Raw genomic sequence first — 23,879 nt, forward strand, 5'->3', positions numbered from 1 at the left:
ACCGGATTAATGTCCTTTCGGCTCCACATCTACTCGTTTGATGTCAGCCCCCAGCCTACGCAGGCGCTCTTCAATGTCCTGATATCCGCGTTCGATCTGTTCAATATTGTGGATCACCGATTTCCCTTTCGCCGACAATGCAGCGATCAGTAATGATACTCCGGCACGGATGTCGGGTGAAGTCATTTCGATACCACGCAGATGATGGGATTTATTTAAACCAATCACTGTCGCACGATGCGGGTCACATAAGATAATCTGCGCCCCCATATCGATCAGCTTATCCACAAAGAACAGTCTGCTTTCAAACATTTTTTGGTGAATCAGGACGTTCCCTTTAGCCTGTGTGGCAACTACTAGGATGATACTCAATAAATCCGGCGTGAAGCCCGGCCATGGAGCGTCAGAGATAGTCAGAATGGAACCGTCAATGAAGGTGTCAATTTCATAGGAATCCTGCGCGGGAATGAAAATGTCGTCACCCCTTAGTTCAAACTGGATACCCAGTCGCGAAAAAACGGAAGGAATGATTCCTAGCTCCTGGAAACACACATCCTTAATCGTAATTTCTGAACCGGTCATGGCTGCAAGACCAATAAAAGAGCCAATTTCAATCATGTCAGGCAACATACGGTGTGAGGTTCCACCAAGGCGTTCCACCCCTTCAATAGTCAGTAAATTGGAACCAATGCCTGTAATCTTTGCTCCCATGCGGTTCAACATCTTACAAAGCTGCTGCAAATAAGGTTCACAAGCCGCATTGTAGATGGTTGTTGTGCCTTTGGCCAAAACGGCAGCCATTACAATATTTGCAGTACCCGTTACAGAAGCTTCATCCAGGAGGATGTAACTTCCCTTTAACTCTGTGGCGTCCACGTTAAAAAAATGTGTTGAAGAATCATAGACAAATTTAGCACCCAATTTTTCAAAACCGAGAAAATGGGTATCCAACCGCCTGCGCCCGATTTTATCACCGCCCGGTTTGGGAATCGCCGCTTTTCCAAAGCGGGCCAATAAAGGCCCCACAATCATGATGGAGCCTCGTAAACCGCCACCTTTCTCTTTGAACTCGGGCGACTGAAAATAGTCTATATTAATGTCCCTTGCTTCGAAGACATATGTATCCTTATCAATCCGGTTAATCTTTACGCCCAACGCGCCCAACAAGTCTATCAACTTATTGACATCTTTGATATCCGGAATATTGCTGATTGTCATCGGCTCTTCGGTCAGCAATACTGCAGACAGAATTTGCAACGCTTCATTTTTTGCTCCCTGAGGAATAATTTCCCCTTTCAACGGTTTACCACCGATTATTTCAAATGCATTCATCTATAAAACTGATATCTTCTCATTACTCTAACACCTAAGGCTTTGCATATTCATTGTCTGGACGGGTATTACCCTAAAAAAGAAGGCAATTGTAAAGAAATCTTAATCACTTCGCAATTGCCCGCTTCTTTAATATTCAGTGAAGAATTAGCCTCTTTTGTTGCTGTAGTTGTTCTGAGGTTTTCTATTTCTGTTGTTGTTATTGTTGTTGTTGCTAAAATTGCTCCGCTTTGCATTATTGTTGCTGTTGGCGATGCGCGGCTTGCTTCCACCCTTTGACTGTCCGGAAGCATTATTATTGTTGTTATTGTTATTATTACCTGAATTGCTATTCGCAGCACCCTTCACGCGGTTACCCGGAGGCGGCGTTTTAAAATCCAGCTTAGTCAATACAGTACCTTCGGGCAGAGTTAATTGGTAACCTGACAGTTCTTTCAGATCCTGAATGATCAATTCGTCAGACACAGAATCCTTATTCCAGGTCAAGTAGGCCATTTTCATAAAGTTGGCTATCCCTAATACCATCTGCTCCTTCTTGGTATCATCTGTCAGCTTCAGTGCCTTTTCGATCATCTTCTCCACGGTATAACCGTAGTGTTTGTACTTGATAGCATGTTGCGGATACCCCAGATGCTCTACCTCGTGCTTCACGCTTTTGGCTGTCGCAATTGGATAAGGTGAATCGATATCAAGCTTGAAGTCAGAGATAATCTGTAGGTGATCCCAAAGTTTATGCTTAAAGTCCGAGACGTCCCGCAAATGTGGATTTAACACCCCCATCATATCAATGACGATCTGCGCATGTTTATTTCTTTCTTCCTTAGTGGGTAAAGTACAGATGTAGTCTACCATATTTTGCACATTGCGACCATATTCTGCAAGGATCAATTTTGGTCTAGTGCTGTTGTAGTCAAAGTTCATATAGCTAATATAAGTACCTAATAAACGATTAAGATCCCGTTTTGGTATTTTCTTATTGAATTATTCTAAGTTTTGCAAATTTAAGCAACAATTGTTTCTGACCCAACTCTTTAAAGAAAATAGTTGCTTTTATATCTCCTTTGTTTCCTTCGAGATTGACCACCTTTCCAAATCCAAATCGTTCATGTTCAACTTCCATGCCGACCTGAAGGTTTGAAGTGTCCGAAGGAGCAAAACCCGCTGTAGGTTTGTGGGCCTTGGGCAGGATGGATGTCGTCTTTACCATAGGCTTGGGCTTAGGTTTCGAAAACATGTCATCGCTGTCTTTTTGCTGCCAGGCGATGCGTTCGCCCTGAAAACTTCCGGCAGAAGCAGAAGTTTGTCTAGGTCTGAAATCCAACGCAAGACAGGCGGGATTCAGTTCATCCAAAAAACGGCTGGGTTCACAATTATTGAGTGTCCCCCAGCGGTATCGCGAAGTAGCATACGAAAGTAGCAATTTTTTTTCAGCTCTGGTAACAGCTACGTAAAAAAGTCTACGTTCTTCTTCCAATTCTGACCGGGAGTTGAGCGACAGCTGCGATGGGAACAGGTTTTCTTCGAGCCCTACGATAAACACTACCGGGAATTCCAGACCTTTGGAAGAGTGTATGGTCATCAGGGATACCGTATCAGCATTGGGGTCTTTGTCATTGTCATCGTTGGTCAATAGCGCAATATCCTGCATATAGACATCCAGGCCTCTGTCTTCGATATCTTCCCGTTCTGAGAACTCCTTAATGCCATTGAGCAGTTCCTGAATGTTTTCATAACGTGCCAGACCTTCGACGGATTTGTCTTCGTACAGCTCTTTGAGTATACCACAGTGCTGTGCAATGTGCATCGCTGTATCGAAGGCATTATTATTTTTGGCTAATGCCTGAAAGCTCTGTATCATCTGTGCGAATCCGCCGACAGAGCTTGCACTCCTTCCGTCCAGAAAATGAGCTGCATTGGCGACCACGTCCCATATACGGTATTGATTTTGATCCGCGGCAATCATGATCTTTTCGATCGTTGAATCACCTATACCACGGCGCGGATAATTGATGACCCTCTTCAGCGCCTCTTCGTCGTTGGGATTAAAGGTCAGCCGAAAATAAGCGATCAGATCTTTGATTTCTTTCCGTTGGTAAAACGAGGTGCCCCCGTAGATTTTATAAGGTATATTAATCTTGCGCAAAGCCTCCTCCATCGCTCTGGACTGGGCATTGGTACGATAGAGAATAGCAAAATCTTTATAGTTGAGGCCTTTTAAGGCCTTTTCTTCGATAATCTGGTCAGCGACAATCTTACCCTCCTCATTATCCGAAAATGCACGGGATACCTTGATCTTTTCCCCGTCCTCATTATCCGAAAAGACATTCTTTTCCAGCTGGTTTTTGTTATTCGCAATTACCGAATTGGCCGCATTGACGATCATTTTGGTGGACCGGTAATTCTGTTCCAATTTGAATATCTTCACGTCAGGATAATCCTTCTGGAAATTCAGGATATTTTGAATATTCGCACCGCGGAAAGCATATATCGACTGTGCATCATCCCCCACGACACATATATTTTCGTTGACTGCGGCCAGCCTTTTTACAATCAGATACTGGGAGAAGTTGGTATCCTGATACTCGTCCACCATCAGGTAACGAAATTGGTGCTGGTATTTATGCAATACCTCGGGATGTTTGTTGAGCAGGACGTTTGTTTTGAACAGCAGGTCGTCAAAGTCCATGGCGCCAGCGCGATAACAGCGCTGCGCATAAGTCATATAGATCTGTCCCATCTGCCCGCGTCCGTTGGAGATATCTTCAGCGAGGATCGCCTCATTTTTATTGTATTCTTGCGGTGATATGAGGTTATTTTTGGCCTGCGATATACGTCCATAGACATGATTGACATTGTAGAGCTTATCGTCCAGGTTCATTTCTTTCAAGATCGAACGCAACAAACTTTTGGTATCATCGGTATCATAGATGGTAAAATTTCTTGGATAGCCTATCAACTCAGCTTCTACACGTAGTATCTTTGCAAATACAGAGTGAAAGGTACCCATCCAGATATTTTTTGCTTCCCTACCGACGACGGACATGATACGCTCACGCATTTCTTTGGCCGCCTTATTGGTAAATGTCAGCACCAAGATATTGAATGGGTCGACACCTTTTTGAATCAGGTGCGCTACTCGATATGTAATCACCCGTGTTTTTCCTGAACCGGCTCCTGCGACAATCATGACAGGACCTTCTGTTTGCTCTACGGCTCCTCGTTGTGAAGGGTTTAAACCCGCTAAATAATCCAAATTAACTCCTTAATTTTTTAAACCTGAGAATAGGGTATAAAAGTACAAATTTCCTGCCGATCACTAGGTCATATGAAGTCTATTTTTTGCAAAAAAAATCCGGCAATCTAAATTGCCGGATAATCTATGGACAAAATGATAGTTAACCTCTGCTATTATAATTTGGCGCTTCTTTTGTGATCGAGATATTGTGCGGGTGAGACTCTCTCAGTCCGGCTCCAGTGATGCGGACAAACTGTGCTTCCTGCAGCTTTTCAATAGTCGCAGCACCGCAATAGCCCATGGAGGCACGCAGCCCACCGATATATTGATAGACGACTTCCGCCAAGGTACCTTTGTAAGGCACACGTCCAACGATTCCCTCAGGCACCAACTTTTTGATATCGTCCTCCACATCCTGGAAATAACGGTCTTTAGACCCTTTTTCCATAGCTTCAATGGAGCCCATACCACGGTATGATTTAAATTTACGGCCTTCATAAATGATCGTTTCGCCGGGCGCTTCCTCAACACCTGCAAATAGAGAACCGGCCATAATGGTACTTGCGCCAGCGGCAATTGCTTTTGCAATATCACCGGTTTGTTTGATCCCGCCGTCCGCAATGATCGGCACACCAGTTCCTTTAAGTGCTTTGGCTACCTCATAAACAGCATACAGCTGCGGCACCCCCACACCTGCAATAATGCGCGTCGTGCAGATAGAGCCCGGACCTATCCCCACCTTCACTGCGTCTGCACCGGCTTCTGCCAGCGCTGTCGCCGCAGCGCCTGTAGCAATATTACCAACGATAACCTGGAGTTCAGGAAATTGAGATTTCACCAACTTCAGTTTATCAATTACTCCTTTGGAGTGACCATGAGCCGTATCTATAGTGATCACATCTACCCCGGCTTTGACCAGCGCGTCCACCCGGTCCAATGTATCTGGCGTAACCCCTACCGCCGCACCGACCAATAAGCGGCCATGGCTATCTTTGGCTGCATTCGGATAATGTTTATATTTCTGTATATCTTTAAAGGTGATGAGCCCTTTTAATATCCCCTCTTCATTGACCACAGGAAGTTTTTCAATTTTTTCATTCTGTAGAATCTCTTCCGCCTTGACCAGATCCGTCCCTTCTGGTGCCACAACCAGATTATCCTTGGTCATCAGCTCGTTGATCGGACGGCGCATATCCTTTTGGAAACGAAGATCACGATTGGTTACAATTCCGACCAGCTGACCTCTTTCGTTGACTACGGGAATACCACCGATCTTATGTTCTTTCATAATATTGAAGGCATCTCCGACGGTTGCTGTTGCCAATAAGGTTACCGGATCCTGAATCATACCGCTTTCCGAACGCTTCACTTTGCGTACTTCGGCAGCCTGTTCTGCAATAGTCATGTTTTTATGCAACATACCAATACCGCCAGCTTGTGCGATTGCAATAGCTAAATCAGCACCAGTTACCGTATCCATGGCTGCAGAAACCAGTGGAATATTTAATTTGATTTTTTTTGTCAGCGAAGTACTCGTATCGACGTCACGGGGTAAAATTTCAGAATAAGCTGGAATTAATAAGACGTCATCGTAAGTGAGACCTTCTGCTACGAATTTTTGTGGATCTAATTGCATGGCAAATATGTATTGGGTTTTCTATTTGCCAGGCAAATTTAAGAAAAATTAGCAATATTAAAAAATAAAATATACAAATTACAATCTGTAGACAAATGATAAACATGATGAATCATACAGTCTTCAGAGGTTACACAGCGGGTTGCTATTTTTTTGGCAAGCTATTTGCTTTTGGTAACACGAAAAGTAATTTTAATTAATTGAGAATATAAAGATAAGATAATTATGAAAAAGACCTTACTTTCTTTAGCTGCAGTTGCAGCATTAGCTTTAGGAGCAAACGAAGCAAAAGCACAATCCCCACAACGCGCTGCTATCGGCGTTGTATTTGATGGCACAGGTGGTGATCTTTGGGGTGTCCAATACAAACAGTCTATGGGCGGCGCCAACAACGGCCAGGCACAAGTGATGTTTGATGACAACGTTGTGGCTGTAGGTGCTGACTGGCAATACGCAAGACCTTTCCGTGGTGTAAACGGTTTGGGTTGGTATGCAGGTGTGGGTGCACAATTGACTTTTGTAGATGCCGGCGATAATATGACGCTTGTAGGTTTAAGACCACAATTAGGTTTGGAATTTAAAATTCCGGCGGCACCTATCGGATTCCATGCAGACTGGAAACCAGACTGGAGATTAAACCACAATAGTGATTTTGATGCTTCTACGTTTTCTTTCGGTATTAAATACACATTGAGATAACATTAAACAACTAACAGGACAGAAGGCCTTGTTCGAATGAGCAGGGTCTTTTTTTTTATAAAATAAATTGCTCCACATATTTCATTTTTTCCTCAATTCTTCTAATTTTATGCCTTTGACCTAATTGGCAGAAATAAAGCTTTTCATTCTATAAAAATTTTATACCTTTGCCATTCTTGGTAAAGTGTGAATAAACAAGAACTAATTATCAATTACATAAACAGTATTTAACATTAAAAATTAATACAATTAATAACAGACGATGCAAGGTAAAGGGCTGATTAAACTTTTAGTGATAGTGGTGTCATTAGCGTGTCTATACTCCCTATCATTTACTTGGGTGACCCGCAAGGTGGAGCGAGATGCTGAGAATTTTGCCAAGGGAGATTTGGCAAAAGAGAAGAGCTATCTGGATTCCATGGCCGGTGAAGTAGTGTACAATTTGGGATTTGCGAAATACACCTATCGCGAAGCGAAAGCGAACGAGCTGGCTTTAGGATTGGACTTAAAAGGTGGTATGAACGTTACCATGGAGATCTCTCTTGATGAACTGATCCGCAATCTGGCCAACAATCCAAAAGATGAGAAATTCAACAAAGCACTGGAGCAGGCTGTAGCAAAAAGCAAATCCAGTACAAAAACGGTAGTAGCTTTGTTTATCGAAGAGTACAAAGCGATCGGTGCTCCCACTCCACTTTCGACATTTTTTTCGACGAAAGACAATGCTTCTTTAATTAAACCAGGCGACTCAGACTCGAAAGTCGAAGCGTTTTTACAGAAAGAAGCAGACAATGCCATCCAGAATTCCTATAAGGTATTACGCACGCGTATTGACAAATTTGGGGTTGCTTCGCCAAACATTCAGATTCAGCAAGGTACCAACCGTATCCTGATTGAATTGCCAGGTGTAAAAGACGAAAGCCGTGTACGCAATCTGCTACAGGGTTCGGCCAAACTGGAATTCTACGAAACCTTCACCAACCAAGAAGTTTATCCAATACTTGAAAATATTGACAGAACCTTAGCCAGCACGTTAAAGGCGGCTCCTGCGGTGGCGAATCAAGCGGCTGCCGACACAAGTAAAAAATCGGATGATTTATTATCCAATCTGACCGGAGGCCAGAAAGACAGCAAAGCAAAGAAAGACAGTGCTGCGCTTAATCTGGGGCAGAAAAATCCTTTGTTTGAAGTATTGCGTCCAGCTGTTTACATGGGTGAAAACCAGCAGATGGCGCTTATGCCAGGTGCTATGGTAGGTATCGCTGCATTAAAGGACACTGCCAAAGTGAATGCTTACCTACAGCGCCCCGAAGTTAAATCTATCTTACCGGGCAACCTCAAACTATTATGGGCAGTAAAACCTGAGCAAAAAACACCTGAACAGCTGTCACTATATGCCATCAAAGCTGTAGGTCCCGATAATGGTTCGGTATTGACAGGCGACGTGATTACGGATGCCAACGCAAACTTTGATGAGAAAAATCAACCTGTAGTTGGTATGCAGATGAACAGTGAAGGCGCACGCGAATGGAAAAAAATCACAGCCAAAGCTGCTCAAAACAGAGATGCCATCGCGATTGTTCTGGATAACGTTGTATACTCCGCTCCGTCGGTTAACGGCGAGATTCCAAATGGAAGTTCGTCTATCTCCGGTTCATTCACTGTTGAAGATACCAAAGATTTAGCAAACGTACTAAAAGCCGGCCGTCTTCCGACAACAGCTAAGATCGTTGAAGAAGCCATCGTTGGTCCTACCTTGGGACAGGCCGCGATTGACGCTGGTATCAACTCTGCTGTCATCGGTATCATCGTCGTGATGATCTTTATGATCGCCTATTATAACACAGCGGGTATCGTCGCAAACATTGCTGTATTATTGAACGTATTCATCATCATGGGTGTGCTCGCTTCCCTCAACGCTGTACTGACACTTCCCGGTATCGCAGGTATCGTATTGACCATGGGTACTGCAGTGGATGCAAACGTCCTGATCTACGAGCGCATCCGTGAGGAACTCGGCTTAGGCAAATCCGTACGTCAGGCTGTTGCAGATGGCTACAAACATGCTTTACCTTCGATCCTCGATTCTCAGATCACCACTTTCTTGATCGGTATTATCTTATTTCTATTTGGTAGTGGTCCGATTCTGGGTTTTGCAACAACATTGATGGTCGGAATTATCACATCATTGTTTACAGCGATCCTGGTAACCCGCGTAATATTTGAATGGATGCTGGAGAAAGATATGAAGATCAAAGTCTCTTTCCCCTGGTCTGCTAATACCTTGCACAATGCAAACTTCAAGTTCGTTCAAAAACGCAAAATATTCTACGCCATCTCGATCGTCGCTGTATTGATTTCACTGGCTTCGGTTTTTACAAAAGGCTTTAGTCTAGGTGTTGATTTTCAGGGTGGACGTACCTATACAGTTCGTTACGAAAAACCGGTTGACTTGGAAGCAGTACGGACCAACCTCGATGATATTTTCCAAAAAACAACAGAGGTCAAAGTCTTTGGCGCCTCAAACCAAGTCCGTGTAACGACCACTTATCATATTGAGGAGACTTCTGATGCAGCAGATAAAGAAGTCCTTGATAAATTGAACCAAGGGTTATCAAAAGTTGATGCTTCCAACAAACATGAGATTCTTTCTTCTCAAAAAGTCGGTCCCAGCATCGCCTCGGATATCAAATCAAGAGCAACGAGCTCAGCGATCTTCTCCATCATCATCGTGGCAGCTTACATCCTGATCCGTTTCCACAAATGGGAATATTCAGTGGGCGCCGCCATTGCAACAATCCACGATGCGATCATCTTATTGGGCCTGTTTTCGTTACTAGATGGTATCGTGCCGTTCTCACTGGATATCGATCAGCACTTTGTGGCCGCGATATTGACAGTAATAGCCTACTCAGTAAACGATACGGTGGTTGTATTTGACCGTCTACGGGAATTCGTTTCCAAACCCAATGCACACAATGAAGACCTGGGAGATGTGGTCAATCATGCGATCAATTCGACATTGAGTAGAACCATCATTACCTCGTTGACGATTGTTTTCGTGTTGGCAGTCTTGTTTATCTTCGGTGGTGAGGTGATCCGTGGCTTCTCATTTGCCATCCTGATCGGTGTTATCGTAGGTACTTATTCTTCGATTATTCTAGCTGCACCTTCCGTATATGACTTACGTAAGGGAAAGCATCTGGCTGAAGCGGGCAAAGCTCAAAAAGCAGTTCCGGTAAGACCATAACATCTATAAAATGATAAAAAAGGCGTTCATTCTGAACGCCTTTTTTATGGCATAAAAATTACTTGTCACACTAAATTTTTTTATATATTTGTCATACTAAATATTTGTATGCTAAACGAAAAATTTGACCGGTATTCTTTTATCTTGGACCAGACTGCCAAGAAAGTGAAGCAGTTTGCACAATCTTCATTTGCAGAACAAGGCTTTGATGTAACCGTGGACCAATGGTCGGTATTGAAGACGCTGTATGAGACGGACGAGCTTTCACAGAAAGAGCTGGCGCGACGCTGCGGAAAAGATCAGCCAACACTGACACGTATTGTCGACCTGCTGTTAAAAAAAGGGCTGGCTGAGCGTGTTGTTGCCGAGAGTGATCGCCGGACCCTTTATCTGCACTTGACGCCTGTGGGAAAACAGAAAGTGGAGTCACTCTCTCCTATTGTGACACAGATCCGTATGAAAGCTTGGGAACAGCTGACAGAAGAAGATTTCGCGCATTTCACGAGAATATTAAGTAAAATTTACAACAACTTAAATGTATAAAGGTCATGATCAATACTGATATCTGTATTATTGGAGCTGGCCCTGTGGGGCTATTTGCCGTGTTTGAAGCGGGTCTGCTGAAAATGCGGTGCCATCTGATCGATGTGTTACCCCAAGTCGGGGGACAGCTTTCCGAAATCTATCCGCACAAGCCGATATATGACATTCCGGGCTATCCAAGCATTACCGCCCAGGAGCTTATAGACAGACAGCTCGAGCAGATAAAGCCATTTGCTCCTACGTTTACCTTAGGTGAGCGAGTGGAGCAGCTTGAAAAGCAACAGGACGGATCTTTTATAGTCACCACAGCAGACGGCACGAATGTTCATGCACAGGTGATCGTGATTGCTGGCGGGCTAGGTTGTTTTGAACCCCGTAAACCGGATATTCCAAATCTACAGCGTTACGAGGGAAAAGGAGTGGATTACATGGTAAAAGACCCTGCTAAATATGCCGACAAGAGGATTATTATTGCCGGCGGCGGTGATTCTGCGCTTGACTGGACCCTGCATTTGGCAGAAATCGCCCAGCAAGTCACACTGATCCATCGCAGCGACTCTTTCCGTGGTGCGCCCGATTCAGCTGAGAAGGTTTTTAAGCTTGCTCAACAGGGAAAAATCAACCTGCTCCTGTCCCACAACCTCAGCAATGTAAGGGGCAATGGGATATTGTCCGCTGTCGAAACGACCAACAGGGATAACGAAACAATATCCTTTGGCGCAGATTACTTAATACCGCTCTATGGACTGACGCCCAAACTAGGGCCAATTGCCAATTGGGGACTGAATATCGATAAAAATGCCATTGAAGTGAATACATTCGATTATTCGACAAACGTTGAACGTATCTATGCCATCGGCGACATTAATACCTATCCGGGCAAACTAAAGCTGATCCTCTGTGGTTATCATGAAGCAGCGCTGATGTGCCAGAGTGCTTTTAAGTTTGTCTATCCTGATCAGAAGCTGACATTTAAATACACGACGGTAAACGGCATCAACACTTTTTAAGCATGGAAGAAAACATCATACGAATGACCGTCGTCGATCGCGACGGTACCGAAAACACAATCGAGGTGCCTACGGATGTCAATCTTTCATTAATGGAAATACTTAAAGCTTCCGAATATGAGATTTTGGCCACCTGTGGGGGCATGGCACTATGTGCTACCTGCCATATTACCGTACTCGAAGGGATGGAACACCTCCCTGCGGCCAATGATCAGGAACTGGACATGCTCGATACCTTACCTGATGCAGACAACTCCAGCAGGCTGGCCTGCCAACTGCATTTACACAATGCTAATAATGGGCTGAAAATAAAAATCAGAGGAGCGCTGCAGTAAGCAAGCATTGTGTATAAAATACACAATGCATGTTATACACATTTTAAATATTTTTTGTCACTTTTTTGAAACGATAACACACTAACAACCAATACGATATACTACTAAGAAAAAGCGGTAAATGGTAGATAAGCAATAAAATTGACAATTAATCGGTATAATAAATAAATATTTTTTAGCTTTTTGCCCCGAAATTTAGGATATTTGCAACTTAATTCGATTGTACCGAATTGTTACAACAAACTATTAAAAATATGCCAAGCAATAGTTCAGATAGAAAATTCCCAAGAGTCATCATAATTGGTGCTGGATTTGGAGGAATTGAAGTTGCTAAAAAGCTTAAAAATAAGGAAGTTGAAGTTCTACTACTAGACAGAAACAATTTTCACACCTTTCAGCCATTGATGTACCAGGTTGCCACAGGTACCCTCTCTGCGGACTCGATATCCTTCCCTGTCCGTAAAATGTTCAAAAACCAGGAAAACTTCCATTTTAGACTTGCGGACGTCAAAAGCGTAGACAATGGAGCTAAAATAGTGAAAACAGATGTTGGCGATTTTGAATATGACTATTTGGTTGTAGCAACCGGTGCCACAACCAACTTCTTCGGCAACCAGCAGATCACAAAATATGCGCTGCCCATGAAAAACATTCAGGAAGCGTTAAATATCCGGAGTTATGTTCTTCAAAATCTGGAAGAGGCGGTCAGGATTTCCAATCCGGAAGATCGGAAACCAAACCTGAACTTTGTCATCGTTGGTGGCGGTCCCACAGGGGTAGAACTTTCGGGCGCGATAGCGGAAATCAAGAACAATGTGCTTGAAAAAGACTATCCGGAACTTAAAAAATCGGAAATGTCGGTGTACTTGGTCGAAGGGCTTCCTAAAGTGCTGGCTAACCTTTCTGAAAAATCGTCCCGGGATTCTGAGAAATACCTGAAGGACCTCGGCGTGGAAGTGATGCTGAACGTACAGGTGACTGGGTACGACGGTAAGACCATTACCTTTGCAGATGGTCGAAGCATCGAAACCAAAACGGTAATCTGGGGCGCAGGAGTGGCCGGCCAATATCCAGAAGGTTTCAAAAAAGACGTGATTCAACGGGGCAACCGTATACAGACAGATGATCAGTGCCGTGTAATCGATATGCCTGGAGTATATGCCATCGGTGATGTGTCAGCTTTCATTACGGAAGATCTGCCCCGCGGTCTACCAGGCGTTGCCCCGGTTGCACAGCAGCAAGGCCGTTATGTAGCCAAACATATCCTGCAAACTATGTCTAATCAGCCGACGGAAAAATTCAGCTATTTTGACAAGGGTTCAATGGCCACTGTAGGCCGTAACAAGGCTGTGGTGGATATGGGCAAAATACATTTCAATGGGTTCTTCGGCTGGATGACCTGGATGTTTGTCCACCTGATGTCCATTTATGGATTTAGAAATAAACTCGTCACTTTCATCAACTGGACCGTGAAATTCTTCACAAAGAACAGTGGTGTCCGACTGATCTTCCATAAATACAACAAACCGGTTCCCGAAGAGCAGACGAACATAGCAGAGTGAAACGTCCTAAAAGCTTGACAAATTATAAAAAAGGCATTACTGGTTGTAGTAGTGCCTTTTTCGTACGCCTCGACAGCACCGATGCAGGAAGAGCAAAAAATACAGCATACTCCCGCTTCTTGCCCATTCTCTTTGAGAAAATAAAAAATTAGTCCTCCCAAGACAAGAATTGTAGATATTATTCGTTAAATTTAAAGACAGTTTTTTCCAGATAGAATTTACTTTCACAATATAGTTTTTTTTGATGCAGAACCTCAAAAAGATTAATTTTTTTTGTGTAGGTTTGCATATTATTTTAAAATAGCTTAAGGATTAGCAGATGGGCTTATTTAACTGGTTTACGCAAGAAGTTGCGATTGACTTGGGTACTGCAAATACCCTCATCATTCATAATGACAAAGTAGTAGTGGACGAACCTTCTATTGTCGCATTTGACCGCACGACGAACAAAGTCATTGCGATCGGACGTCAGGCGATGCAAATGGAGGGAAAGACACATGATAACATAAAAACGGTACGACCTTTACGTGATGGGGTGATTGCTGATTTTACCGCTGCCGAACATCTAATCAGAGGTATGGTCAAATTGGTCAACAATGGCAAAAGCTGGTTTTTTCCTTCCTTGCGAATGGTGGTCTGTATCCCTTCGGGCATTACGGAAGTTGAGAAACGGGCGGTCCGCGATTCTGCTGAGATAGCTGGAGCCAAAGAAGTTTATCTCATTCACGAGCCTATGGCGGCAGCGGTCGGTATCGGCATCGACGTCGAAGAGCCGATGGGGAACATGATCATTGATATTGGTGGCGGTACGACGGAAATTGCTGTCATCGCACTATCGGGCATTGTGTGTGACCAATCTATCCGTGTTGCCGGAGATAATTTCGACTCGGATATCGTACAGTATATCCGTAGACAACATAATATTATGATCGGTGAGCGCACGGCAGAAAAAATTAAGATCGAAGTCGGTGCCGCCCTTCCCGAACTGCAGGAGCCACCCGCGGATTTTGCCGTTCAGGGCCGGGACCTGATGACCGGTGTTCCTAAACAGATTACCGTATCTTATACAGAAATCGCTCATTGTCTGGATAAATCGATCTCTAAAATTGAGGAGGCTATCTTAAAAGCGCTGGAGATTACCCCTCCTGAATTATCGGCAGATATTTATCAAACGGGCATTTACCTCACTGGTGGCGGTGCTTTATTACGCGGTCTGGACCGCCGTATTCAAGCCAAAACAAAACTTCCTGTTCATATTGCCGAAGATCCGCTTCGCGCTGTCGTCAGGGGAACCGGTATTGCACTTAAAAATATTGGCCGTTTCAAATTTTTGATGCAATAAGTAACGTTCGATAATTAATTAACAATATTTTATTAAAGAGCGATATAATATGCAAAATTATTATATCGCTTGCTTATTAAATACAACACCGACAGCAGCACATGAGAAACCTGTGGTTATTCCTGAGACGATATAATGCATTCTTTTGGTTTATCCTATTTTTTGGGTTCTCGCTGTTTTTGGTTATCACCAACAACTCCTATCAGCGCAATGCAGTTTTCAACTCTTCCAATGAGGTGATCGGCAATCTCTATGCGAGGATAAATTCATGGAAGAGCTATCTGCATCTGGGCGAAACCAATGAAGCGCTGGCTAAAGAAAATGCCCAATTACGAAAAGATCTTCAGGCTTACAAATCCACTGATAGCATCAAGATAGGTCCTATCCCCCCCATAGACAGCAGCGAGTTTGGCCGATATCAGTTTATCGTGGCCAATGTGATCAATAATAGCATTCATCAAAAAGCGAATACCATAACATTGGACAAAGGTACTAAAGATGGTATCGAAAAAGGCATGGGAGTGATCGCTCCCAATGGTGTCGTCGGCATCGTGCTGAATGTGTCGCCCAACTTTTCCACGGTACAGTCTTTATTACATCCAGATACACGTATCTCAGTGACATTAGGACATACCGAAGTCTTTGGTTCTTTGGTCTGGGGAAACAATATTGATTACCGCGCAGCCATGGTCAAGGAAATTCCCAACCATGTAAAAGTAAAGAAAGGCGATAAAGTATACACCTCAGGATATTCGGGCCATTTTCCAAAAGGCATTTTTGTCGGCACGGTTATACAGACGGGAATTTCCTCCGGGGATGCATTTTTGGATCTAAGGATTCTTTTAAGTACCAATTTCTCCAATCTGCAGCACGTGTATGTTGTCAAGGACTTATTAAACAATGAACTAAAAACACTGGAAGAAGCGACGAAAGACAATGGCTAGGATTCTGATATTTAATATTATTCGGTTTATCGTTTTGATTGGGATACAGGTATTCTTATTCAAGAATATCGGGTATTACAATCTGGTAGCTGCCTTTCCTTATGTCTTATTTATTTTTTTGCTGCCTACCGGCACGCCAAATTTCCTTGTCTACCTGCTGGCATTTCTTACGGGACTTACTGTAGATTCTTTTTATGATACCTTGGGGGTAAACACAGCGGCTTGTATAGCCCTGGCGGCCTTCCGGATTTTCTTCATGAAAATTACACTTGAAATCGAAGAGCGCGAATCATTTCTGACCCCCATGTTGGGCCTGATGAATTTCAGGTGGTTCTTTCCATATCTTTTCTTTGGAACATTGATTCATCATACGTTCTTATACCTGTTGGAATCATTTTCCTTTCAGCACATTCAGTATACACTGCTCAGTATTGTTTTAAGTTGTATATTTACGGTAATTATCATGCTAGTATTTAGCATATTATTCTACAAAAAGAAAGATCGGCTGTAATTGGCCGGTGGATAGAAATTTATTTCTATGAACAGTTATTTTGCTCGTAAGTACGTCGTTTCCGGAATTTTTATTGCCATTGCATTGACCTTGGTCGCCCGCTTATTTTATCTGCAGATCATTGACGACTCTTATATACATTCGGCCAACAGCAATGTGATGCGCAAAGTGATTGTCTACCCTGCCCGAGGTGTGATCTTGGACCGTAACGGCAAAGTGCTGGTCCAAAACGAACCTGTCTATGACCTTATGGTTACTCCCCGGGAGGTCAAAGAAATTGATACTGCTTTATTTTGTAAATTAGTCGAAATCGACAAAGAAGGTTTCATCAAGCGGATGGAAAAGGCCAGGGCGCATTCGCCTTATCGGGCTTCCATCTTTGAAAAGCAGCTTTCGGTCCGGACCTGGGCACAGTACCAAGAATATCAGTACCAATTCCGTGGCTTCTATGTACAAAAAAGAACGATCAGAAATTATCCAGATAGCATAGCATCCCATTTTCTTGGTTATGTGAGCGAAGTAAACGAACGGGACATCGAGCGCTCCAATGGTTTTTACCGTAGCGGTGACTATATTGGGCGCAGTGGTGTTGAGCGTTCCTATGAGGATCTACTTCGCGGAAAAAGAGGAGTAAACAATCTGATGGTGGATGCGCTCAATCGTCCTAAGGGCATATTTATGGAGGGTAAATATGATACCGTTGCTGTCGCAGGTGAAGGGCTTATATCGTCACTAGACAGGGATCTGCAAATATTGGGTGAGAAGCTTATGAAGAACAAGCTGGGCTCTATCGTTGCAATCGAACCGGCGACGGGCGAAATCCTCGCTTATGTCAGTAGCCCTAGTTACAACCCCAACTTGATGGTCGGCAGGCAGGCGGGTAATAATTATATGAAATTGCTGGAGGACAAAACAAACAACCCTTTATTTAACCGCCCTATTCAGGCCTCCTACCCGCCCGGATCCGTATTTAAAGTGGTTTCGGCGCTGACAGCACAGCAGGCTGGGGTGATCGACCGCAACACGGTATTTTTCTGCCCGCATGGCTATAGTTACGGGGGCGGACGGGGCTGGATGGGGTGCACCCATTATCACGGATCGACGACACTGCAGCGCTCTGTGGCAGTATCCTGTAACACATATTACGGATTTACCTATGCCAAAATGATAGATGGAAGAGGACTTTCAGGGCCAAAAGCCTATGATCTATGGCGCAACGCCGTCACAAAATTTGGTATAGGACATAAATTGGGTATCGATCTACCGGGTGAAAAAGCAGGACTACTACCCACCTCCGAGTTCTATACAAAGCGTTATGGCAACGACAAATGGCGTTCGAGCTTCAATATCTCCCTATCCATCGGACAGGGCGAAATGGGGATAACACCATTACAAATGGCAAATATCATGGCCATTGTGGCCAATAAAGGCTTTTATTATAGGCCACATCTTATCAAAGGCATAGGCGCAAAGAAGATTATCAAAAAAGAATTTACCGAGAAGATCAGCGCCGGTGTAGATGAGAAATACTATCCTGTTGTGATCCAGGGGATGAGCGATGCAGTCAACACACCAGAGGGAACAGCTTGGTCGAACCGCATCGCCGGCATTGAAATGTGCGGCAAGACGGGTACAGCACAAAACCCGCATGGAGAGAATCATGCTGTTTTTTTTGCATTCGCGCCCCGTGAAAATCCGAAAATTGCCATTGCGGTATTTGTTGAAAATGCAGGCTATGGAGGTACCTGGGCTGGTCCTATTGCCAGTATGATGGTCGAGAAGTATCTTAAAGATACAATAACTACACCAAAATATATTCAGGACCGCATCTATAAGGCTAACTTCCTGCCGACTCCAAAGGATGTAACGGACCCGAAAAATAAAGATGTCAAAAAGACGGATACCATCAAAACAAAAACCGACAGCACGAAATCAAAACGTCAACTAGCGGCATTGACAAAATCAAAAGAAACCATTGTTCACCATAGCGCGATAAGAAGAAGATATGAATAACCAAAAAAATAGTTTCTTTGGAAAAATAGACTGGCTGACCATCATCTTATGGTTTTCCTTGTGTCTTATCGGCCTGTTCAATATCCGCGCCGCAGTTTTCAATCCGGAGATGCCCAGTTTTTTCACCTTGGGCACCAACTATGGGAAACAGTCTCTTTACCTGATATCCGCTATTATACTGGGTGTTTCTATTCTGATCATTGATGCGAAATTTTTTAGTTCGGCATCGCCTATTTTTTACGGCATTACGGTCATCCTGCTGATTATCGTACTGGTGGTGGGTCGCAATGTGGGCGGCAATCAGGCCTGGATTGACCTGGGCTTCTTCCGGTTACAACCGTCGGAGTTTGCGAAGCTGTCCACCTGCCTGTTATTGGCAAACTTTTTAAGTGCACAAAGCAACAAAGCACCAACGATGCAGACGCTTGCTATGGGCGCCGGAATTGTATTGTTCCCGGTTTTTTTGGTAATGCTCCAGCCCGACACGGGATCCGCGTTGGCTTTCTTCTCCTTAATCTTCGTTTTTTATCGCGAAGGGTATGTTAACAATGAACTCTTGATATTTGGAGGGCTATGTATCCTGTTATTTGTCCTCGCCCTGCTGTTCAACCCCTGGATACTTATCCTTGTGCTTGCCGTCATTATTGGCTTTTTTATGTGGAGCTTTCGCAAAAAGAGAAAATATCTGATTAATTTGAGTATTCTTCTTGCCGCATGCTCGGTATTTATTTTATGCGTGGATCTTGTGTACGACCACGTACTGCAGCCACATCAACGCAACCGGATCGATATTATTCTTGGAAAAATGGACGACCCAAGAGGCCAGGGTTACAATTTGAATCAGTCTAAAATTGCTATTGGTTCGGGACAGTTCTGGGGAAAGGGATATTTACAGGGTACACAGACAAAATACAATTTCGTGCCCGAACAGAGTACGGATTTTATTTTCTGTACAGTTGGGGAGGAATGGGGCTTTGTAGGCTCAGTCACATTGCTGGCCATCTATGTGACCCTCCTTTTGCGTATTATCCATATCGCCGAGCGACAGCGGTCAGCTTTTGCACGGATCTATGCTTATGGTGTGGCCTCCATCCTATTTTTCCATTTCTTCATCAATATCGGAATGACCATAGGGATAGTACCGGTTATTGGCATCCCTTTACCGTTTATTAGTTATGGTGGGTCCTCCCTCTGGAGCTTCACCATTCTGCTGTTTATCATGTTGAAATTTGACTCGAACCGGAAGGGGGTTGTCTAATCTAAATTCTTTCCAGAACAAGCCGAATGGCCTTGTCCACTATAGACTCCGGATCTGCTGAGAATTTACCCGCCACCCGGCTTGCTAAAATAGCATTGATAGAAATCGCCTGATGGCCGAACATGCGTGACATGGCATAGATACCGGCGGTTTCCATTTCCAGATTGGTAAAACGCAAGTCACTACAGCGAAAGCCGCTAACTAAGGGAATAAAATCAGGGATGACATTTGAAGACCTGACACAGCGTCCCTGAGGTGCATAAAAACCGGGAGCTGTCAGCGTCATCCCCTGTGGCAGATCAAAAGCTATACGTTCCAGGAGAGGTTGACTGGCACGGGCCACATAGGGTTTGAGACCTAATTGCGGCAAATACTGAATCAGCGCATGCTGAATATTCCGTTCGGCGGCATCGTCGGGCTTTTCGTAATAGTGCATCAGCGCATCCATCCCTACGCCATAAGCGGATGCTAAAATAGTCCCCATTTCGATATCTTGCTGAACAGCGCCGGATGTGCCGATACGGATAATTTCCAATGCTGTCAGTTCCGTCTTTACCAGCCTGCGCTGCAAGTCAATGTTGACCAATGCATCGAGCTCGTTAAGTACAATATCAATATTGTCTGTACCAATACCCGTAGAAACGACGGACAAGCGTTTACTGCCGACATATCCGGTATGCGTAATAAACTCTCGCTTTCCTTTTTTGACCTCAATATGGTCAAAATATTTCGACACCTTGGCTACACGCTCCGGATCTCCCACCGTGATCACTGTTTCGGCCAGATCTTCGGGCAACAAGTTTAGGTGGTAGATGCTACCATCCGCATTTAAAATCAGTTCTGAATCATTGATCATATCGTCCGTAAGTATGTTAACTGACTGTCTTCAATTTTGGAAAAGCGCTCCACGACGGTATTCACCTGCATTTTGCGCACCTCAAATTCCAGGTAACAGCTGTTGTCAAATTCCTGTCTTATTATTTCAAGTCCCTCTTCCTTTATAACTCGCATCACATCATTCATATTCAAGTAACTGAAGCTGAGCCCATAAATATCATTTACCGTGCGCTCAATAATTGCTGCCTGATCTATTGCATCCTGGGTGGCCGATTTGTAGGCATTGATTAATCCGGGCACGCCCAATAAGGTGCCACCAAAGTAGCGTACCACAACAACGATTATATTGGTGATATCTGCGGAAAGCAAAGCATTAAGAATCGGCCGCCCTGCTGTTCCTGAGGGTTCCCCGTCGTCATTGAAACGGAATACATTGCGGTCCGGAGTCAGGCGATATGCCCAGCAATGATGTCTGGCTTTTGGATGCAGAGCTTTAACTTCCTGCAGGATGTCTTTCAACCTATCCTCCGACCGGAATGGAAAGGCATAAGCAATAAATTTACTTCCCTTGTCCCTAAAAATTCCTTCATACGTCCTCTCAACGGTACGATATGTATCCTCAAATAAACTCACAGATAAGCTATAATTAAAACTGAAACCATGGAAAGTACTACACCCAGATAGTTTAAGCGCGATAGTCTTTCTTTAAAAAAAAGTACACCAACTAATGCGCCCAAAGAAATGACACCGATATTCATTCCGGTAAACACAACCGACGGATTTTCGGGCAAAGCCCTGTGGGCTTTCATATAAAACAATATATTGCAGAAATTGAATGTACCTAAGACCACACCGTACCCGACAGCAGGTATTGAAAAGCGCTGTTTTTCCACCCCTAGAAAATAAAGCAGCATGCCAAAAGCGATCAACATTGCCATCACAAAGATAATAAACATTGCGCTGACATAAGGAATCGTCCCATGCAGAGCGACCTGTTTAAAAAGAATATCAATGATGCCCATACCGATAAAGACCAGTAACGGATACAGGCTCCCGTAACGACCGGAGATCTTGCCAGCAGATATGCTGGCTTTTTGCCAACTGAAAGAGCATACGATAGCCAGCAAGCCTACCCCTATCCCAAGAGCCTTATTCCCGTGCAACTGCTCGTTGAACAGAAAAAAAGAAGCCAACAAAGGAATAAATAGTGACAAGCGCTGTGCGACTTCCGTTTTTACCAGACCACTATATCGGATGGATAAGGCTATGCAAATGAACATACCTGGCAATAGTGCAGCAAGCACACCGTACAACGACAAAGGCAAGTTCCTCCAAGAGAAAGCAAGCAAGTCTGGTTGCAAGACAAAATAGCACAATGCTACTGCGACCGGATAATTCCATACGATGACTTGTTTTGTCTCGATGTTATTCTGTTTTGCTACTTTAAGCAACACGGCAACAGTAACGCTGCAGATTACACTGAATAGGACAAAGATCATTATTTATTTAAATTTATTTATTTCCATAGACCGCGTTTTGCCTGACGGGCCTGGCGTTCCAGTTTTGCAAAAAGCCCGGCATATTGAACATTCGGCGTCAGGGTGTACGTCACCGCATAGCCTTCTTTCACCAGATCTGCATTCACAAATTTGTCTCCAAGATACACATAAGCCAGAAGTCTTCCATAACGGTCTCTCTTTCCTACATCAAATACCAGCCGCACTGTCTTACCTGCAAGCATGGATCTCAGGTATTCTTTTGCCTCTTCTCCATAATAACCAATTTCTTTACGGGTAGTTCGTCGTGTTTCGGGGGCATCAATCCCGATTAGCCTGACCTTTTCACCTTTTCGATACCCGTTTTCAATGACAAAGGTATCCCCGTCAATTACTCTTTTTACTTTCGCTTCTTTCTCCTCGCCTTTGAAAACAAAACTTGACAACACAAAACCGACGATGCTGATTACACTTAGAAAACTTACACGCTTTAGCATAAACTGAATATTTTGGGCAAAGGTACTAAATTTGTTTTTTAACAAAACAGCTTATAAACACATCATTTATTCCTCAAAAAAGACACATTCTCATATCAAAAAACTACTATAAAAAACGCTAAATTTTGCCATATTTTTAGATAAAAAAACCACATAAAAACACATAAAAAAAAGAGATAAATAAAGCTATTATACTAAAATAAAGCAATTTAAAATAAATAAACACAATAAAATTAAGAAGAAAATAACGCCAAATTTTAACGTAAAAATGTAGTTAAAAACAACAATATAAACATCTAAATTTTTACAAAAAAAATATTTTTTTCTTTGATATTCCGAAAACATTCGTACATTTGAAGAGTCAAACAACAAAAGGATGAACAGAACGTATACATATTTCTATTTTAACTTCTTTTATTTTAAAAATAAGAGCCGGGATTAGATTGTGTATACATATGAAATATAAACAAGAAGAGTCCCGGTGAAAATGACCGGGACTCTTCTTGTTTAAAGGCTAAATAGCGATACAACAATGAGTTTAAAAATTGCAATACAAGGAGCTAAGGCTTCTTTCCATGAGGAAGCAGCATTTAAGTATTTTGGACGGGATGTCGAAATTGTTGAATGTGATTCATTCAAGAAAACCTGCGAATTACTTAAGCATCGGAAAGTGGACTATATTGTCATGGCCATCGAAAATTCGATTGCAGGCAGCCTGTTGCCCAACTATAATTTGTTGCGGGACTATAAATTTCATATCACAGGCGAAGTGTACCTCAATATCCAGCAAAACCTGATGGCTTTGCCTGGGGTCAAGTTAAAAGACATCAAGCATATTGAATCGCATCCCATTGCGATTCGACAGTGCGAAGAATTTTTATCCGAACTAGAGGGAGTGCGAATCACTGAGGGTTCTGACACAGCTGCAACGGCAAAGATGATTGCCGAACGCAAGCTGACGGATACCGCGGCGATAGCAGGCACTATGGCTGCCGAGATTTATGGCCTTGAGATCCTTGAAAAAAGAATCGAAACCAACAAAAAGAATGCTACACGTTTTTTGGTGCTGTCAAACGAGGTGATTGAACATAAAAATGCAAATAAAGCTTCATTATCATTTCAGACAGGAAATACAGTAGGCTCATTGGCTACCATCCTACAGTGCTTTGCTGAACAGAACATCAACCTCAGCAAGATTCAATCCATGCCTGTCATCGGAAAACGTAACGAATATGACTTTTTCGTGGATGTAGAATGGAAAAAGCAATCTGACTACGAAGCCGCGATCCGTAAAGTACTGAAACATAGTATTAATTTTAATATTATGGGCGAATACGTCAAAAATGAAAAACTATAATCAACTCATACATAAAAAATAA

20 protein-coding genes are annotated in these 23,879 nt (G+C 43.4%); 12 read left to right on the top strand and 8 right to left on the bottom strand.

All coding sequences use genetic code 11. The features are described from left to right. Positions 1-6: 6 nt before the first annotated feature. The 4 genes from murA to guaB all read right to left on the bottom strand — a co-directional run bounded on the left by murA (position 7) and on the right by guaB (position 6,203). Positions 7-1,332, bottom strand: coding sequence for a UDP-N-acetylglucosamine 1-carboxyvinyltransferase (murA, locus tag K7A41_RS00900; RefSeq protein WP_028071389.1), 1,326 nt, complete (start codon positions 1,330-1,332; stop codon positions 7-9). 147 nt (positions 1,333-1,479) lie between these two features. Beyond that, positions 1,480-2,253 (bottom strand): DUF4290 domain-containing protein, encoded by a 774-nt coding sequence (locus K7A41_RS00905; protein ID WP_028071388.1) that lies wholly within the window; start codon positions 2,251-2,253, stop codon positions 1,480-1,482. Between the two features lie 52 nt (positions 2,254-2,305). Next, positions 2,306-4,585 carry an ATP-dependent helicase gene (locus K7A41_RS00910; RefSeq protein WP_028071387.1) on the bottom strand — a complete coding sequence of 760 codons (2,280 nt, stop codon included), beginning with the start codon at positions 4,583-4,585 and terminating at the stop codon, positions 2,306-2,308. Positions 4,586-4,727: 142 nt separating this feature from the next. After that, positions 4,728-6,203, bottom strand: coding sequence for an IMP dehydrogenase (guaB, locus tag K7A41_RS00915; protein ID WP_028071386.1), 1,476 nt, complete (start codon positions 6,201-6,203; stop codon positions 4,728-4,730). Between the two features lie 225 nt (positions 6,204-6,428). Here guaB and K7A41_RS00920 point away from each other — a divergent pair, with 225 nt between their 5' ends. From K7A41_RS00920 to rodA, 11 genes are all read left to right on the top strand, one after another. Then, the gene (locus K7A41_RS00920) at positions 6,429-6,902 is read left to right on the top strand and encodes a hypothetical protein (protein WP_028071385.1); all 474 of its coding nucleotides are present in this window, start codon (positions 6,429-6,431) and stop codon (positions 6,900-6,902) included. Positions 6,903-7,164: 262 nt separating this feature from the next. Beyond that, positions 7,165-10,152 carry a protein translocase subunit SecDF gene (secDF, locus tag K7A41_RS00925; protein WP_265712209.1) on the top strand — a complete coding sequence of 996 codons (2,988 nt, stop codon included), beginning with the start codon at positions 7,165-7,167 and terminating at the stop codon, positions 10,150-10,152. Between the two features lie 108 nt (positions 10,153-10,260). Beyond that, complete coding sequence (locus tag K7A41_RS00930; protein ID WP_265712210.1) at positions 10,261-10,695, top strand: MarR family winged helix-turn-helix transcriptional regulator; 435 nt, start codon at positions 10,261-10,263, stop codon at positions 10,693-10,695. A 5-nt stretch (positions 10,696-10,700) separates the two neighbouring features. Then, on the top strand, positions 10,701-11,705 hold the full coding sequence (locus tag K7A41_RS00935) for an NAD(P)/FAD-dependent oxidoreductase (RefSeq protein WP_028071382.1): 1,005 nt from the start codon (positions 10,701-10,703) through the stop codon (positions 11,703-11,705). Positions 11,706-11,707: 2 nt separating this feature from the next. Next, positions 11,708-12,040 (top strand): 2Fe-2S iron-sulfur cluster-binding protein, encoded by a 333-nt coding sequence (locus K7A41_RS00940; protein ID WP_265712211.1) that lies wholly within the window; start codon positions 11,708-11,710, stop codon positions 12,038-12,040. Between the two features lie 254 nt (positions 12,041-12,294). Continuing rightward, positions 12,295-13,602 carry an NAD(P)/FAD-dependent oxidoreductase gene (locus K7A41_RS00945; protein ID WP_265712212.1) on the top strand — a complete coding sequence of 436 codons (1,308 nt, stop codon included), beginning with the start codon at positions 12,295-12,297 and terminating at the stop codon, positions 13,600-13,602. Positions 13,603-13,921: 319 nt separating this feature from the next. Then, on the top strand, positions 13,922-14,944 hold the full coding sequence (locus tag K7A41_RS00950) for a rod shape-determining protein (RefSeq protein ID WP_028071379.1): 1,023 nt from the start codon (positions 13,922-13,924) through the stop codon (positions 14,942-14,944). Between the two features lie 101 nt (positions 14,945-15,045). Then, positions 15,046-15,888, top strand: coding sequence for a rod shape-determining protein MreC (gene mreC / locus K7A41_RS00955; RefSeq protein ID WP_028071378.1), 843 nt, complete (start codon positions 15,046-15,048; stop codon positions 15,886-15,888). Then, on the top strand, positions 15,881-16,399 hold the full coding sequence (locus K7A41_RS00960; RefSeq protein ID WP_028071377.1) for a hypothetical protein: 519 nt from the start codon (positions 15,881-15,883) through the stop codon (positions 16,397-16,399). Before mreC ends, K7A41_RS00960 begins: the two co-directional genes overlap by 8 nt. Positions 16,400-16,426: 27 nt before the next feature. Then, positions 16,427-18,412, top strand: a complete 1,986-nt coding sequence (gene mrdA / locus K7A41_RS00965; protein ID WP_265712213.1) for a penicillin-binding protein 2 — start codon at positions 16,427-16,429, stop codon at positions 18,410-18,412. Continuing rightward, the gene (gene rodA, locus K7A41_RS00970) at positions 18,405-19,670 is read left to right on the top strand and encodes a rod shape-determining protein RodA (protein WP_265712214.1); all 1,266 of its coding nucleotides are present in this window, start codon (positions 18,405-18,407) and stop codon (positions 19,668-19,670) included. Before mrdA ends, rodA begins: the two co-directional genes overlap by 8 nt. A 1-nt stretch (position 19,671) precedes the next feature. Here rodA and K7A41_RS00975 read toward each other — a convergent pair whose 3' ends face one another. Genes K7A41_RS00975 through K7A41_RS00990 form a run of 4 tightly spaced genes read right to left on the bottom strand, consistent with a single transcriptional unit; the run spans position 19,672 to position 22,500 of the window. Next, positions 19,672-20,526, bottom strand: a complete 855-nt coding sequence (locus tag K7A41_RS00975) for a nucleoside phosphorylase (protein ID WP_265712215.1) — start codon at positions 20,524-20,526, stop codon at positions 19,672-19,674. Beyond that, positions 20,523-21,140, bottom strand: coding sequence for an IMPACT family protein (locus tag K7A41_RS00980; RefSeq protein WP_265712216.1), 618 nt, complete (start codon positions 21,138-21,140; stop codon positions 20,523-20,525). Before K7A41_RS00980 ends, K7A41_RS00975 begins: the two co-directional genes overlap by 4 nt. Then, the gene (locus K7A41_RS00985; RefSeq protein ID WP_265712217.1) at positions 21,137-22,006 is read right to left on the bottom strand and encodes an EamA/RhaT family transporter; all 870 of its coding nucleotides are present in this window, start codon (positions 22,004-22,006) and stop codon (positions 21,137-21,139) included. The genes K7A41_RS00980 and K7A41_RS00985 overlap by 4 nt, the downstream gene beginning before the upstream one ends. 17 nt (positions 22,007-22,023) lie before the next feature. Then, positions 22,024-22,500: a thermonuclease family protein gene (locus K7A41_RS00990; RefSeq protein ID WP_265712218.1), complete on the bottom strand. Its 477-nt coding sequence runs from the start codon at positions 22,498-22,500 to the stop codon at positions 22,024-22,026. A gap of 532 nt (positions 22,501-23,032) precedes the next feature. Here K7A41_RS00990 and K7A41_RS00995 point away from each other — a divergent pair. Beyond that, complete coding sequence (locus tag K7A41_RS00995; RefSeq protein ID WP_028071371.1) at positions 23,033-23,857, top strand: prephenate dehydratase; 825 nt, start codon at positions 23,033-23,035, stop codon at positions 23,855-23,857. The last annotated feature ends 22 nt before the right edge of the window (positions 23,858-23,879 follow it).

The organism is Sphingobacterium sp. InxBP1 (assembly GCF_026191775.1).
Classification (GTDB): Bacteria; Bacteroidota; Bacteroidia; order Sphingobacteriales; family Sphingobacteriaceae; genus Sphingobacterium; species Sphingobacterium thalpophilum.